This window comes from Hyphomicrobium sp. (assembly GCF_051860585.1).
Classification (GTDB): domain Bacteria; phylum Pseudomonadota; class Alphaproteobacteria; order Rhizobiales; family Hyphomicrobiaceae; genus Hyphomicrobium_C.
Map to the genome: position 1 here is coordinate 237,912 of NZ_JBHYDS010000003.1, position 17,639 is coordinate 255,550.

A 17,639-nucleotide genomic window follows, 5' to 3' on the forward strand; every position below is an offset into this window, starting at 1 on the left:
CGTCGAGCAACCCGGCCGCATGCAGCACGCCATCCAGGCGGCCGTGACGGGCGCGGATATCGGCCACGAGCGCCGCAACGGACGCGGCGTCGGCGACATCGAGCGTCACATGCTCCACACGCGCACCGCCGAGGGCAAGTTCTGTCGGCAGCATTCCGGCCCGACGGCTCGCGAGAACGAGCGTCACATCCGCCGCGCGATTGGCGATCTCGCGCGCGAAGAGCTGTCCGAGCCCGCCGGCGCCGCCGGTGATGAGATAGACCCCGCCGTCGCGCCACGGATGAGGCGACGGCGTCGCGGGAAGCGCAAGTTCGCGCCAGCCGGAGGCGAGAACTCCGCCCCCGTTCGCGCGCGCATGAGCGACGCCACGCGCCAACGAGAGCGCTTCAATCTGTCGAGCCAGCTCATCCGGCCCAACCGCGGCCTCGGCGGTCAGCAACCGGCACGCAAGGCCCGGAACTTCGCTCTCCGCGCTTTTAAGGAGACCGGACAAACCCGCAAGCCACGGTGCATCGTTCGCGACGACGGCCTGCAGCACGGCAGGCTTTCCTGTGCGGCTCAGCGCTTGCACGCGCGAAAGCAGCACCTGGGCGTACGCCGCGAAGCCGCCATCGAGCGCCGTGCGGTCACCTTCGAAGCCACGGCAGGACCAACCTGGCAGCGCAGCGGCAACGTCCTGAGAAAATGCGGTGGGCCACCCGCAAAGAAAGACCTCGCGCTGTCCGCCAGGCGTCAAGCGCTCGTCCACCTCCAGCGCCAACGGCTGCCAGTCCGGTGCGAAAAGCAAGGTCTCGCGGGAGCCCCGCTCCACCACCGGCTCGCTACGCGCCAGTCTTCGCGTCGCGAAACCCGTCATGCGGACACACACCGCGCCGTCCGCGTCCATCAGATCGAAGTCCAATGTCTGAACGCGGCGCGATTGACCGCTCGTGCGGCTTGAGCGGATCGCGACCGTCATATCCGAAGTACACGGCGCGAAAATATCGATGCGATCGAGCGCGAACGGCAGCGCCGCGCCCTCGGCAGCCGCGCCGCTCTCGTCCAGCGCCATCCCGATCGCGCATTGGAAAGCGCCATCCATCAGGCTCGGATGGAGCACGAAATCCGTAACATCGCCCGCAGCGAGCGGAAGGTGCAGGCGGCCGCAGACATGCGGATCGCCATCTCTGCCGCGACCACAGCCGAGCGAGGCGATCACGCGATGCGCCGGGCCGTAGGTGAGCCCCATACCGTCGAAGATTGCATACACCTGCTCGGCATTGTACCGGCGCGGACACGACGCCTCGAGCGCTGAGTAATTCGCGCGCGGCACCGGAGTTTCTGAACGCGGCAACAGACGCGCCTCGGCATGCACGTGCCGCGTCCCGTCCGCCTCGATCCGCACGACCTCAATGCGCTGCCGCGACTCCACCTCGCGATCAATGACAGCTTCAATCTCGACCGGCTGAATCACATGGAGCGGCTTCAGCCAGACGATCTGCCCGAGCGCGCCGTCCAGTCCGGCGGCCTGCGCCGCGCGACGCATCAGCTCCAGGTAAACGACGCCCGGCAGCGTCGGAACGCCGCCGATCACATGGTCCCGCAGAAAGAACGCGTCGGGCGAGAGCCGCAGCTTGAACCGCCCGGCTGCCGTCTCAGTCAGATCCAACAGGTGGCTCGCAACTCTCGAAAGTCCACGTTCCGGGGAACGCGTCTCCGCAACCGACTCCCCGCCATTCGGCAGCCAGTACCGCCTGCCCTGGAACGGATAGGTCGGCAACCGAACGCGCCGCCTGGCCCCCCCGCCATGCAACGCGTCCCACGCAACCGAGCCGCCCGCGACCCAGTGGCCCGCGACACGCGCGAGGTCGTTGCCGGGTTCTGCAGCTATGGACTCGGTTGTGCCGCCATCCAGCGCCCCTTTGCGCGCAACCGTTCCCGTCACGATCCCGGCCGCCGCGCCGTGCTCGGCAAACGCTTCCAAGCGCGAACGCAATTTTTCCTTGTCGTGCGCCACGCACGCGAGCCGCACGCGCATCCCGTCACGCCCGGTTTGCAGCGTAAAGGCAATGTCTCCGTGGTTCTGCGCACTACCCGCGTCACTGTCGAGATGGGCCGCCAGACGCGCAGCCGCGTCACGCAGCGCGCGCTCGCTGCGGGCCGAGAGTACAATCAGCTGCGGTCCGCCGTTTGCCGGACCGTGCGGTGCAGCCGCGTACTCCTCGATCACGACATGCGCGTTCGCCCCGCCCGCACCAAACGAGCTAACGGCCGCGCGGCGTGGCGTCTCGCGCCCGTCGATCACGGAGCGACCCCAATGCCGAGCCGTATCCACCAGGTAGAAGGGCGTACCGCGCAGATCGATCAGCGGATTCGGATCCTTGCAGTGCAGCGTTTTCCAGAGCCGCCCCGCGCGAAGCCCGAGCAGCACCTTGATGACGCCCGCGATGCCAGCGGCCGTCTCCGTATGGCCGATGTTCGACTTGACCGATCCGAGACCGCAGAACGCCTCCCGCGGCGGCACGAGCCCGTGCTCCGCGTAAAGCTTCGCGAAGGCCGCCTTCAAGCCTTCGATCTCGACCGGATCTCCGAGCGGCGTGCCGGTCCCATGACACTCGATATAACCGATCGAACGCGGATCGATACCTGCCTGCTCGTGCGCCTCGACGATCAGCCGGGCCTGCGCGCGCGGGTTCGGCGCCGTCAGTGACGACGCCTGACCGCCATGGTTTTCCGCGGAACCGCGCACCACGCCAAGAATGGTGTCGCCGTCGCGCTCCGCGAGATCGAGGCGCTTGAGCAGCACAGCCCCCACGCCCTCCGCCCGCGCATATCCGTTTGCGGCGCGCGAAAAGGTTTTGCATCGGCCATCCGGCGCCAGCATCCCGACGCGCGAGAACAGGATGTGCTGCGTCGGCGTGAGCATGAGATTGGAGCCGCCCGCAATGGCCATCTCGCAGCCCTCGTGGCGGATGCACTGCACCGCGCGATGCAACGCCACGAGCGAGCTTGAGCACGCCGTGTCGATCACCTGGCTGGGGCCGTGGATGTCGAGCAAAAACGACAGCCGGTTGGCGCAGAACGCGTGCCCGAGCCCCGTCAGTTGCGCGGGGTCGACCGCACCAACGCGGTTGGCGAGATCGGCGTAGTCCTGGAGGTTGATGCCGAGAAACAGGCCCACTTTGCGGCCCGCCAGCGAACTTGGCGCATGCCCCGCGCCCTCGATCAGCTTCCACACACACGTGAGGAACAGCCGATGCTGCGGATCCATCAGCTCGGCTTCGTTCGGCGGAATCTTGAAGAACGTCGCGTCGAAGAGGTCATGCCCCGGCACGAAGCCGCCGTGCCGGACGTTGGAAAACGGCCCGCGCTTGGGGTCGCCGTCAACCGCGCGCCAGTCCCAGCGCTCCGGCGGAATTTCTTCGATGCAGTCGTCGCCGGCCGCCAGATGCGCTTCGAACGCCGCGAGATCTGGGCTCTGCGGGAACATCCCCTCCATGCCGATGATCGCCACCGGCTCCGCGGTGGTGAATTGCCCGCGACGCGGGGCGGGAGCCGGATGGATCTCGCTGCGGTCAGGCCCGCGTGGCAAAGCCGCCGGTTTCACGACCACTTGCCGCGCGTCCGCTCGCTTCGATGCGCTCGGCTTTGTGGTGCGCGACTTCGACGTCTCCGTCTTCGCGTAGTGAGCCGCGATGGCCGCGCCGTAGCGTGCGCGCAGGATCTGCGCGAGATCGTTGAGATGGCGCGCTTCAAAGAACGTCGTCGGCGCGACCGACACACCGAAGAAGCGCGAGATCGCCGCCATGACCTCCGTAATGGCAATCGAATCGACACCGTAGCTGGCAAGATTTTCTTCCGGATCGATCCCCTCGGCCGGCAAGCGCAGCGCGTCCGCAGCAAGGCGCAACACGTCGTGCTCGAGGCTGTCGCCGGGCGAAGCTGCAGCCGGACCCGGCACGTCTTTGATAGGCGCAACGAGATCGTCCCCACCCCGCACATTTGCGCGCGCGCGCAACTCCCGCTCGATCAGATCGCGCATGTCGCCGCTGAGGTCTCGGGTCATTGCGCGGCATCCATGTCGGCGGCGCGATCGTCCGTCAGCATGCCGCGGTACTTTCGCATTTCAGCAAGCAGCTTCCAGAGATCCGCCTCCCACAGATGGCGATAGGACTGAACGAACTGGTCCTGTCCGAGATCCGGCACATCGACCCGCTTGGCGCCGAGAAACGCATCGAGCCCCCGCGTCCGGGCGAAGTATGCGCGGGCGTAGTCGCGCACGAACAGTCCCTGCGTCTTGAGGCCGTCTCCGAGGCCGCCCGCCGCGTTGATGAAGCCCATGAACAAGAGATTGTCATGGTTGCGCGGCACGGAATGCAGAAAGAGATCGGGAATCCCGGCCTTCCAATCCAACAAAGACGCGTCGAGGAACGGGAAGTCGCGCCGATAGCCGGTGGCGTAGATGACGGTATCGATCTCTTCCGCCGATCCGTCGCGAAAGTGAACGGTGCGTCCCGCGAAGCGTTCCACGTCGCCCTTCGGCGCGAGGTCGCCATGGCCGATGTGATAGAGCACTTGCGAGTTCATGACCGGATGCGCGCCGTCGAGCGCATGGTCCGGTGCGGGCAGGCCGTAGTCGGTGCCGTCATAACCCGCAAGCCGGAAGACCTCCGCGATATAGGCCATCGTCTCCGCCTTGGTGGCGAACTTTCCGCCAAGCTCCATCATCCATTGTGGAGTCGGCTTTCCGGCGATGAACTTCGGCTGATAGTGATAGCCGCGCCGCGTGCTGTGGAACACGGCCGCCGCATGATGCACAGCCTCAGCCGCCACATCGCAGCCCGAGTTGCCGCCGCCGATGACGAGCACGCGCCGTCCGCGAATCTGATCCGGGGATTTGTAGTCGCGCGTATGCAGCGTCTCGCCATCGAACGAACCTGGATAGGCCGGGTCGGGATACAGCGGTACGCGCTGCAGGCCGTTCGCCACCACCGCGAGGTGATAGGACCGGCTGAAGCCATCGCCGCTCGCGATCCGCCACCCCCCGCCTTCCGGCGACATCCGCGTCACCGGCGCGTTGAAACGCGTCCGCTCATAAAGACCTGACGCACGCGCATAGGAGCGGATGTAGGTGAGCATCTGCGCATGGCTCGGATAAACCGGATAATCCTCCGGCATCGGGAAGTCCTGCACCTGCGTGTTGAACTTCGGCGAAATGAGATGCAGCGAATGGTAGGTCCGCCCGCACGCGTTGCCGCTGTTCCACACGCCGCCGAAATCGGCCTCCGCCTCAAAAAGGTCAAATGCAATTCCGGCATCGTTGAGCTCGCGCCCGATGCCGATTCCCGTCGGCCCGCCGCCAATGATCGCGACCCTTGCCTCGCTTGGCACCCGTGCATCCCTTGGTGACGGTCTGTGAAGTTTCACCGGCGCCTTGGGCGTCTCCGCCGCCGGGATGATGGGCTCCACCCAGCACCGCTCGCCGGCGAACGGGTAGCCAGGGGCCGCGATGCGCCGCGCATCCCCTGCCGGCCATGCCACGCGCGCGCCGGCCGACCATGACCGCCCCAGCGCGTCGAGCGCGCCGCCACCGTCCGGCAGCACGCAGTTCGCATCCGTTTCGAGAATTTTAAGTGCATGCAACAGCGCTGCGCGGTTTTGGAACACGATCGCCCGGCGCACCGGCAACGCCGTGCGTCCGTGCTGGAACGTCGCCGCGAGCGCGCCGAGGTCGAGATCAGGTTTAGCCGCAACGAAATTAGAAAGCGCCTTGGCGTAAGCCGAGAGACGTTCCGCCGAACGGGCCGAAATCGGCAGCACCCACGGACCCGCACACCCTGCCGCCGCAGAACCAGCCTCCGGCGCTGTCTCGAAAACCACATGCGCATTGGTGCCGCTGAAGCCGAACGCACTCACGCCAGCGCGCCGCACACCGCTTGCCGGTTTCGGCCAAGCCCTCGCCTCCGTGTTGACGACGAACGGCGTCCCGGCGAGCGCGAGATGCGGATTGAGCGTCTCGACATGAAGTGTCGGCGGCAACTCGGCATGTTCGAGCGCCAGCACCGCCTTCATGGCTCCGGCCACGCCAGCGGACGCCAGCAGGTGCCCGATGTTGCTTTTGACCGACCCGATTGCGCAGGACGCGTCCGGCGCGCCGCATCCGGCGAACGCGCCCGCGAGCCCTTCGATCTCGATCGGATCGCCGAGCGCCGTCCCCGTGCCGTGACATTCGATCAAGCCGATGCTCTCGGGCGCGATGCCGAAGCGGCTGTGAATGCCGCGCATGAGCCGAGCCTGGGCTTCAGGATTAGGCGCGGCAATGCCGTTGGTCTTGCCGTCTTGATTGACGCCCCAGCCGCGGATCACCGCACGGACCGGATCGCCGTCGCGAAGCGCATCGTCGAGGCGCTTGAGCAGCATCACGCCGACGCCTTCGCCCGGCACGAAGCCGTTGGCACGCTGATCGAACGTAAAGCAGCGACCGCCCGGCGACAGCATGCTTACCTTGGACGTATCGACGAACATCGACGGACCGATCAGCACACAGGCACCGCCCGCGAGCGCCAGATCGCTGTCGCCGAGCACGAGGCTGTTGCAGGCTTGCGCGATCGCGACGAGAGAACTGGAGCAGGCCGTATCGAGCGAGACCGCGGGCCCGGTCAGGTCGAGCAGATAGGCGATGCGCGCCGCCAGGATCGATCCCGCCGAACCGAGCAGACTGTATGCATTCCGTTCCGTAATGAGATCGGCATAACCGCTCGGCCCCGCCCCGACGAACACGCCGCAGGCAGAACGGGCCAGCGATGTCGGATCGATGGCCGCGTCTTCGATCGCATGCCAGGCGTGTTGGAGGAAGAGGCGCTGCTGCGGATCCATCAGCTCCGCCTCGCGCGGCGTGATGTTGAAGAAGCCGGGATCGAAGCGATCCACGCCACCGATCGCACCCATCCACTTGCAATAGGTCTTGCCCGGGGCTTGCGGATCCGGATCGTAATGAGACGCGATATCCCAGCGCTCGCGAGGCACCTCTGTGATGCAGTCGCGCTTGGTGCGGATGTTGTCCCAGAAGGCGCCGAGATCGGGCGCCTGCGGGAAGCGCCCCGACATGCCGATGACGGCAATGCCCCGCCGCTCACCATTCGAATGTCGATCATCCTTCGAATGCCGCGCATCATGCGACTGTCGCGCCCCGCGCACCGGGACGAGAGCTGGCGCGGAATGCGGAACGACTTCCGGCGCAGCGGCAGCCACGGACGCGGTCCGCGGCACGGTGGGTTCGGACCGCGGCGCATCGCTTGTCGGCCTCTGGCTCGCAGGCCCCGCCGTCGGTGCCTCACGGTCCAAACGGTCCACCAGCGCGCCCACCGTCGGGTTCGCATAAACTGCGGTCGCCGGAAGCTCGGTGCCGAAAACGGTATTGAGACGGCGGATCCATGTCACAGCGAGAATGGAATCGAGACCGAGATCGAGGAAGCCCGATCCATCGCGGATATCGCCCGCGTCGATCATCAACTCTTCGGCGAGGCTCGCGACGACGGCCGCACGCACCTCGGGACGACGGCTTTGCGGCGGCACCAGCTCCTGCGCGGGCGTCTCAGCGGCAGACGGCAAAGACGAAAACGCGCTGCGGATTCGAGCGAGCACGTCCTCGTTGCCAATAAACGTCCGTCGATGCATATCGAGCTCACGCGCGAGAAAGCGCGGCAGCACCTCAATGAGCGGAGCCGACGCGCCGGCCTTCGTCGCGATCAGCTCCTCGCGCGAGCGGCACGCCAGTCCATGCGCCAGCCGCAACGCGGCGGGCAGAATCTCGATGGCCGGACGCACGTCAAGCGACGGCTCGCGCGCCTTGAGATCGCGCCCCTTGAACGGCGTGGCGGAAAACAGAACTTCGCGTCCCAGGCGGTCGCCGAGACGGTACGGGAAGACGAGTGTCGCCCCCGCTCCGGGCGTGAACCCGAGTTCCAGATAGTTGCTGTGATAGACGCTTTCCTCAGCGAACAGCGCGAGGTCGGAAAACATGCCGAGCGCCCATCCGGCACCGATGGCGTGGCCTTGCATGGCCGCGATCACCGGCAGCGGACATTCGAGCGGTAGGCTGTAAATGCGCCGGTCCGTGAACTGCGTCTCGCCGCGCTGCAGGCTCTCCAATCCCTCGGCCGTTCCGCCGCACGCGAAATAGCTCTCGAACCCGGTCAGCACGACGGCCTTGAATCCAGGCGAACGCCCGATCACCGCGAACGCTTCGCAGAGCCCGTCCATGAGAGCCGTCGTGAAGGTATTGCGGCCGGTCCGCTCGTCCATGCAGAGAACGACGACACCGTCGTCGAATGCGTCGAGCGTGACTGTTCTCGAAGCAAGCCCAATGCGGCGCGGTGCTCCGGTAAAGGTCGCGGCCTCCGACACGGCGATCGCGCGGAGCGTGTCCGGCGCCAGACCTGCGCCCGCTGGAGAAGTCTCGCTCCGCAAATGACGCTTCAGCTCCACGAGAGCGAGCCGCGGCGCGCGTGCGATGTTGCGCGCCAACTCAGCCGCTTGAGACTGAGGCGCGGCGAAATCACAGGCGCTTAACGAGTTGCAGTCCGTGCGCGCATCCGGAAGCCCCGCGACGACCGGAACGGCGCAATCGTGCGCCGCTTGCGTGAAACGCGCAGTGACCCCTGGTGCGCCCGGCAGATCTCCCGCATCGCGCACGTCGAGCAACACTGCGCGCACGTCTTGCAGGTCCGAGAGTTCAAGCAGCGCACCCGCGAGTGCGCTGTCGACCTGCTCGCTCCACGGCTGACAAAGCGCGAGCCGGCACACGCCGTCCCCCCAGATCTCCCGCGCGATTCGGATCGGACCTTGCGAGACAGGAGCTGGCGGCGGCGCCAAGCTGGCGTCGAGTGGCGCGAGCTTCACCTTCACCCGTTCTCCGGTCGGTCGAGTGCTCACGACGGGCACCGCATGAAGGGGCTGCTCAGGAGATGCTGCAGGAACGATATTTTTCGCAAGAGGCACCTCATCGACCCAAAACCGGGTTTCAGCGAAGGGATAGACCGGCAGAGGCACGCGGCGGCGTCCCGTTCCCGCAAACATCGCGTCCGCGTCAAGCGTCACGCCGGCGAGGAAGTCGTCCGCCAGCGCCGAAAGGTCGGAGCGATTGCGAGATGAAGCGCCCTGTGAACCGGCAGCGGCATCCACCACCGCGATCCTGACCCCGCTTTGGACGCCCGCCAGCCACGCCGAGAGAGCCGCCACCGCACCGCCAATATCCGCGGCAACCAGCGCCAGCCGATGCGGCAGATGACGGCGCCCAGCGAGCAGCGTGAACGCGACATCGCGCAGCGCGAGCCCGGTTGTGCATCCGAGATGCGCGACGAGCCTCTCCGTCTGCTGGCGAAGCTGAGCGGGCGTGCGCCCTGAGAGCACGACCAGATGTTGGCGCGCTTCGTCGGCAATGCTCTCCACGGACGGCGCCTGTTCGACCACGACATGCGCATTGGTGCCGCTGAATCCGAACGAGCTGATTGCGGCGCGGCGCGGTGCGCTCGTGGCGGGCCACGCCGCGATCTCTGGATTGATCCGGAATGGCCCCTCGGAAAACCGAATGGCCGGATTGGTGCGCGCAATGTGCAGCGCGGGCGGAACGATCCCGGCCTTGAGCGCACCCAGGACCTTGACGAGGCTCGTGATCCCGGCGGCCGTCGTGGCGTGACCGAGATTGGCTTTCACGGAGCCCAGCAGGCACGATCCACGCGCAGAGCCGGCATCCGAATAGACACGCGCTAGCGCATCGTATTCGATCGGATCGCCCAGTCGTGTGCCCGTGCCGTGCGCTTCGACATAGCCGATCTTTGCCGCATCGATGCCGAAGGCGTCGTAGACCTCGCGCATCAGCCGCTCTTGAGACACCGCGCTCGGAGCCGTGATGCCGTTGGTCGCGCCGTCCTGGTTGGTGCCCGAGGCGACAATCAAGCCGTGGATCGTGTCACCGTCCGCCAACGCTTGAGAGAGGGGGCGCAGGAGAACTGCCGCAGCCGCCTCACCGGGCACGATGCCGTCCGCATCCGCACCGAAGGCGGCGCACCGCCCGGACGGCGACAGCATGCCTGCCGCCTCGGCATACCGGAAGAAGCGATCCGTGCAGTGCACGAACACCCCGCCCGCAAGCGCCATTTCGCACTCGCCGCTCCACAGGCTGCGGCACGCGAGATCGAGCGCGACCAGCGAGCTCGAGCAAGCCGTATCGACCGCAATCGCCGGGCCCTTGAGATCGAGGCAATAGGCGATGCGCGCCGGGATCAGCGACGACGTGTTGCCCCAAAAGGCCTGCCCGGGCGGCTGACTGCGGAACAGCTCCTGATAGTCGCCCGCGCTGCAGCCGACGAACACCCCGCAGCGGCGGCCCTCAATGCCGGCCCCGGCGTGCCCGGCATGTTCCAGCGCCTTCCACGCCTCTTCCAGGAAGATCCGCTGCTGCGGATCCATGTAGGTCGCTTCAAGTCCCGAGATGCCGAAGAACACGGAATCGAAGCGATCGAAGGTCTCGATAAAGCTTCCGTGCCGCCCGTTCGCACCTTTGAAACGCGTGGCGGGCGCGACGAGATCGCGCCCGGCGAGCAGGTGCGCCCACAGTGCGTCGACATCGGGCGATCGTGCGAACCGTCCGCTGATGCCGACGACCGCGATCGGCTCGCGACGGTCACGTCTCACGGCGACAGGCATCGGCGACTCAAGGTCCTGCGTGCCCACCCGCTCCTGCGTATCCGCCGTGTGCGCGGCGGGTTCACAGGCCGCGCCTTTCGCGTTCGGAACCTCCACGTCTTGCGCGGCGGCCTCCGGAAAGCTGCTGGCGATGTACCCTTCGAGGCGAACCACGCTCCCAAAATCGTAAAGACGCGTCTGTTCCAGCCGGATGCCGAGAGCGCCCCGCAGTCGCTCGACCAGCTCCGCACCGAGAATGGAATCGAGCCCGTAGTCGGCGAAGGGCTTCTCCACGGCGACCGCGGTGACCGGCATGTTCAAAGTCTCGGCCACGGCGCGGCGAAGGGTGTCGCGCAGCCCCGCGGAGGGAGCCGCAAGACGCTGGGCCGCCACTACTGCCGGCCGTTCGGCCACGATGATTTGCTGGCCAAGCGCCAGCTCGCTTTCAGGCGTACCGGAGCGCCAGGAGAAACCTGCGTCGTCGAGCGCCGTCCGCCAGCCGGCGGGCGACAGCGAAGGCGTCCCAGGAATGCGCCGCTCCGGATCGGTGAAACGCCACCACCCGTCGAGAAGTCCGAACGTGACGTGGGTAAACAGCGTCGCCCTGCTGGTCTCGTTCAGCAGCAGCGCGCCGCCGGGCACCAGCGTATCCCGCACATGCCGTAGGGTGCGCGAAATGTCGGCCGTCGCATGCAGCACGTTGGCCGCGATGACGAGATCGTAGCGATCCGTGGCGATGCCCTGCGTCGCGGGAGGCTTCTCCACATCGAACAGCGCGGTGGACAGCGACGGAGCCCGATCCTTGAAGCGCTGCTCCGCCTTGATGAGAAACGCGCGCGAGACGTCGGTGTACCGGTATTCGGCAACGGCCGCACCGAAAGGCGCCAGCGCGGAAAACACATACGCGCTCGTGGCGCCCGTGCCCGCCCCGATCTCCAGGACCCTGATCGGAGAATCCGGCGCAACCTTCAACCGAGCGGCCACCCAATCGGCCGCAGCACGCGCGAGACCCGCGCTGAAGCGGACAGCCACGGGATTCGCCGTGTAGACGCCCTCGACGAGATCGAGTTTTCCGCCGGGGAACATGGCGGCGGGTGCGGCGCTTCGGCCTGCCAGAATGTCCGGCAGCGCCCTCAGCATCGTTTCGGCAAGCGCGATCTGCGCTGCGAGAGACGGCGACGCCCGCGCCTTGAAGCGTTCCCACGCTGCCCACGCGGCATCCTGCGGCACGACCTCGGAGACAGGAAGAAGCGCGTCGAGCGCGTCGAGCCAACGATCATAAGGATGCGGCAGTGTCGCGCCCCGCACACCGGCGACGAGGGCGCGCACGAGCGGCGCGATCGCGGCGTCCAGCGCCTCGGCATCTGACAACAGCGCCGCAAGGCACGTGACCTCGGGCTCGGCCGATACGTCCGTCGTCACCGGATCCGTCTCAGGAAGCCAATAGCGCTCACGCGCGAACGGATAGCATGGCAGCGAAACAATCCGCGCGGCGCCCGGTGCTGCAATCCCTTCCCAATCGATGTCGAGCCCCTGCACCCAGAGCGCGAGCAACCGGCCGAGACTGCCCCGCGCCATCCAGTTCGCGGTCAGCGCGCGCGTCTCGTCATCGCCTGACAGAACGGAGATGAGCGCGCGGTGATCCTCGGCCCTACCCGCATGAAGGCCTGGATGATCCGTTCGCCCGTCGAGGAAGGCCCTCAAGCCGGCCACAAGCATGTCGAGATCGGCCGCTTCAAGCGCGAGCCGCGCATCCATGGGCTCACGCCCGACCTGGAGCGTCCAGGCGATGTCTGCAATCCTGAGCGCAGCCGCATCGCCGCGAGAGGGCGTCTCCGGCCGATCCCGGCCGAGCCCCGCAATCAATTGCGCAAGCGTCTGCGCGTCGCCAACGATCCGCTGAGCGTCGCTTAAGTGGAACGCACCCTCAAGCCACGACGCGAGCGCGACGCGATGCACGCGATCGACCCCCAGAACGTCGAACGTCTCCGCGTCGTCGATCTCGGCCGCTGACACATCCAGCAGCTCCGCGAGCTTTGCGCCCAGAGCCGATCCGGACGGAGCCGCAACGCCGCCGCTTTCGAAATTGTCGCCGTGGGCCGCGAGACTTTTTTCGACAACGTCCAGCAGACGCACGGCAGAAGCGCGCAGCCGCTCAGGATCGCGCGCCGACAGCAGAATGGGATAACGCCTTGCGTCTCCGGCGTCCTGCACGCGCTCATCCGGTCGCCACTCTTCCAACAGCACATGCGCATTGGCGCCACCCGCCCCGAACGACGAAATGCCCGCAATGCGCGGTCCATCCCAGGGCGTAAGTGACGTCTGCAGCCGGAACGGCGTCGCGTCGAGGTCAAACTTGGGATTGGGCTCTGAAGCGTGCAGCGTCGGCGCGATCTGCCCGTGCTTCATCTGCAGTACGACCTTCGTGAGCCCCGCAATGCCCGCTGCGGCTTCGAGATGGCCGATGTTGGATTTCACCGATCCGAGCGCGCAGAACCCGCGATCCGTCGTATCAACCTGGAACGCTTGGGCAAGCGCCGCCACCTCGATGGGATCGCCGAGATCCGTCCCCGTGCCATGCGCTTCGATGCAGGTGACCGACCGCGCGTCGAGCCCGGCCGCATCGAGCGCGGCGCGGATCACGTCGCGTTGCGCGGACGGGTTCGGCACCGTGTAGCCATTCGTTCGCCCGCCGTGATTGACCGCGGATCCGCGGATGACTGCATGGATGCGGTCGCCGTCGGCAAGCGCACGCGAAAGCGGCTTCAGCAGCAAGCAGCCGACGCCCTCGCCCGGGACGAAACCATTAGCTCCCGCACCGAAGCTTTTGCAGCGCCCCTCTGGGCTCAGCATGCGTGCCGCCGAGAGCTCCGCGAAATTCGAGGGATGCAGGTAGAGGTTCACGCCGCCCGCGAGCGCCATCGCGCACGCATCTGCGCGCAAGGCCTCGCACGCCGAGTGAATGGCGGTGAGCGACGATGAGCACATCGTGTCGACCGGCATGCTCGGCCCGTTGAGATCGAGCACATGCGAGACGCGATTGGCGATGCCTGCGAACGACGTCGTGGGCCGAACCAGCGCACCGCCCGCACCGGTGAAAGGCCCGTGCAGGGCGTAGCCGGTTTTGGTCACGCCCACGTAGACGCCGACGCGCGAGGCGTGTCGCGACGCGAGACGCGCCCGGCCGTAGCCGCCATCCTCGCACGCCGTCCAGGCCGCCATCAGAAACAGGCGCTCCTGCGGATCCATCGCCGCCGCTTCGCGCGGCGAGATCTTGAACAGCAGCGGATCGAACTCGGCGAAGCCGTCCAGGAAGCCGCCCCATTTAGCATAGCTCCGTCCACCCGCGACGGCCGCTTCGACGTCCGGTTCGAAGAAGTCCACGAGCGGCCAGCGATCCGGCGGCACCTCTCCGACGAGATCGCGCCCCGCCGCGAGATTGTTCCAAAAGGCAGCGAGATCTTCGGCCCCTGGGTAACGCCCGCTCATGCCGATGATGGCGATGGGTTCGCGTTCCGTCGTAGGCGGCATCGGACGAACCTCGCGGATCGGTTGAACCGGCCGCGCGTCGTTTTCCGGTGCGGATGTCTCCGGCGCATCCTCGCCGGTCAGCCGGCGGCATCCGTCCGGATGTCGCTCGGTGAGGTGACGCGCGAGCGCCGCAAGCGTGCGGTGCTCGAACAGCAATGCCGCCGACAACGGCCCGAACACATCGCCCAGTTCGCGGTTGAGCCGCGTGATCATCAGGGAATCGATGCCGTACGTATCGAGCGGCGTATCTGCTTCGATCACCGCGGCGGTCACACCGCTGACCCGTGACAGCAGATGACGCAGCGCTTCGGTTGTGCGCTCCAACAGCCGATGCGAAACCGGCATGGACGACGTCATTACCGCCACATTGGCGGCGGGAATAAAGTTGGTCGCAGCCGCAGCGAAGTAGGAGCGAATGCGCGGCCCATCGCCCGCAACGACCGCCACCTGCGGCTCACCGGCGACAATCGCCGCGCCTAATGCCGCGAGCCCCGCAGCCGTCGCAAGCGGGCGTTGCCCCATGGTGTCGAACAGCGCCTCTTGCCCAGCCGCATCGATCCGCATCCCGCCGTCACGCCACAGTGGCCAATTCACCGAAACGGCAGGTAGCGTGCCTCGCAATGTCTCAGCGAAGGCATCCAGGAAACCGTTGGCGGCGGCGTAGTCGCCCTGCCCCGCGTTGCCGACGGCGCCCGCAAGCGATGAAAAGAACACAAAGCAGTCGAGCGTGAGCCCCTTGCACGCATCCGCAAGGGCAAGCGCTCCGTGCACCTTCGGCGCCAGAACGGCGTCGAGGTCGGCGCGCGTCTTGTTCAGGAGCGTGCGATCTCGCAGGGCGCCCGCGCAATGGAACACGCCGTTGAGCGCGCCGTCACGGCGCACGATCTCCGCCACGAGGCCTGCGACGGCCGCCGCATCGCTCACGTCGACCTGCTGATAGCGAGCCCGCGCGCCGGCGCGATGCAAGCTGTCGAGAACAGATTGGCGCTGCGGATTGAGCGGCGATGAACCGGTCAGCACCAGCACCGGCGCTTTCGCGTTGGCCGCGATATCGCGCGCCAGCAGACGCCCAAGTCCACCCATGCCGCCGGTGACGAGGTAGACGCCTCCGTCGCGCCATGCGGGCCGCGCGAGTGGCACCTGTTGCGTCGGCACCCACGTCCGCACCAATCGGCGTGTCTGCTCCAGGCGAACATGGCGATGCAGCGGATGGCGCGCCTCCGCATCGAGCAGTGCCTCCACTGCGCCGGGAGCGAGCCCCGCCGGAACACCGATCACTTGCCGCGTGAGATGAGCGCATTCCGCGGCGGCCGTATCGAGAAGCGCGCCGAGGCCCGCGAACGCCCGCCCGTCACCCTCCAGCGGATGCACGAGTTGCACGAGAATGGCCTCGGTATCGCTGCGCCGCAGCTCCGACTGCAAGGCTAAGAGCACAGCTCCGGCCACCGCAGCGTAGCGGTCACCAAGTGACCCCGTAGCCGAAGAGCATTCGACGACACGCCGGTCCACCGTCGCTGGCACACCGATCCCGCAAGCAAGAACGAGGCGACGCCGGCGCGCCACAACTGCGGAACGAGGCAATTCCACCTCCGTCCATCGCGGAACATGCAGCACCGTCTCATCGGTGGGCTTGACGGCAACCGCCGCCTGACCCGGAATCCAGAAACGCGTATCGGCGAACGCGCGCGCGGGCAGCGGCGGGCGCCGGTTGCCGCCGTCCAGATACTCCTCGATCACGACATGTGCGTTGACGCCGCCGAACCCGAAACTTGAAACACCCGCGCGGCGCGGATGCTCGGCACCCGCCGCGTCGGTTCGGCGCGGCCACGGCGTACGGTCGCGAACAAGAGTGAACGGCGTGCCGCTGAGTTCGATATGCGGATTGATCTCGCCACAATGCAGCGTCGACGGGATCATCCCGCGCTCCATCGCGCCAAGCACCTTCACAAGGCCTGCAAGACCTGCAGCGGCCTCAAGGTGCCCAATGCTTGATTTCACCGCCCCAAGCCCGATCGTCGGGAGCGCCGCCCGGTCAACGGCGAGCTTTCCATAGGCGAGACCGAGCGCGGCAATCTCCACGGGATCGCCGAGCGCCGTGCCTGTGCCGTGGGTCTCGATGAACCCGATGCTCGCGGGATCGAGGCCCGTCATGGCCTGTTCGATAAGTTCGGCCTGAGCCCTCGCGTTGGGTGCGGTCAAGGCACCCGCGCGTCCCCCGTGATTGACGGCGCCGCCGATCAGCACGCCCAGGATGTTGTCGCCGTCAGCCTCCGCATCCGCCAGCGGCTTCAGCAGCAGCGCCACCACGCCTTCACCGCGCCCATAGCCGTCAGCATGTGCCGAGAACGTCTTGCAGCGGCCGTCCGGACTGAGCATGCCAGCGAGATGCGGTCCCTCGAAGCCTTCGACCGCGAGCGCGAGGTTGACGCCGCCCACGAGCGCCATCGCGCAGCGTCCGGCCGCGATTGCATCCGCTGCGCGCACCAGCGCCACGAGCGAGCTGGAACACGCCGTATCGATCGCCTCGCTCGGGCCCCGCACGTCGAGAGAATACGAGATGCGGTTGGCGACCATGGCCAGCGAATTGCCCGTCGCGGCAAACCCGTCGTGCGGAACGTTGTGCGCTTCGAGCAGGCTCGCATAGTCGCGGCCCGACACGCCGACGAACACCGCCGTATCGCGAGGAAGATCCTGCGGCCGGTATCCCGCCCGTTCAAGCGCCCGCCACGCGGTCTCGAGCATGAGGCGCTGCTGCGGATCCATGCGTTCGGCTTCCACCGGCGAAATCCGGAAGAACGCGGCGTCGAACCGGTCGACGTCCGTCAGGAACCCGCCGCGCTTGGCGAAACCGGCTTGTTTCAGGCGCTCCGCGTATGGGCCTGCATAGCGATGGAACGGAAACGCGCTCGTAAGATCTTCACCTCCCATCAGCCGGTTGACGAAGTCATCGACGTTATCCGCGCCCGGCAGCCGCGCGGCCGCGCCAACGATGGCGATCTTCATGCGTCCAACGTCGCGTTGCCGCGTACGGCCCACGGCTGACAACGACGCCAGATCCGTAACCGAGGGCGCATCACCTGCGGCCGAGGCGTTGCGCGCCGACAGGTGCTGCGCCAGCGCATCGATGTGCTCGCATTCGAAGAAGATCGCGGGCGACACCGGCACCCCAAAACGCTCGCCGATCAAGGCCGCGAAGCGTGTCAGCGAAATGGAATCGAAACCGAGATCGTAGAACGACGCGCGCGGGGCGAGCGTCGCGCCATCGAACTTGAGGAGGCCAGCCGCAAGCGCCGTCAGCCCGTCCCGCAGCCGCGCGTCGTTAGGCGGCTGCAATGGCTTGGACGGCAAGGCCGCGCTTGTCGCGCGCAGAGTATCGACGGACGCCGCACGCGCACGGAGCGGCCGGACGACCGACGGCGCATCCGCAGTTTCCGGATACCAGC

At 67.1% G+C, this 17,639-nt stretch carries 2 protein-coding genes (both cut by a window edge); both read right to left on the bottom strand.

Annotation, left to right across the window (positions count from 1 at the left end; translation table 11 throughout):
• Positions 1-4,045 carry the beginning of an amino acid adenylation domain-containing protein gene (locus tag ACTIFK_RS06625; RefSeq protein WP_439542264.1) on the bottom strand. It extends 15,584 nt beyond the left edge of the window, so 4,045 of the gene's 19,629 nt are visible here — the first part of the coding sequence; its start codon is at positions 4,043-4,045; its stop codon lies beyond the left edge, outside the window.
• Positions 4,042-17,639 carry the 3' portion of an SDR family NAD(P)-dependent oxidoreductase gene (locus tag ACTIFK_RS06630; RefSeq protein ID WP_439542265.1) on the bottom strand. It continues 6,124 nt past the right edge of the window, so 13,598 of the gene's 19,722 nt are visible here — the last part of the coding sequence; the start codon falls outside the window, past its right edge; its stop codon occupies positions 4,042-4,044. Before ACTIFK_RS06630 ends, ACTIFK_RS06625 begins: the two co-directional genes overlap by 4 nt.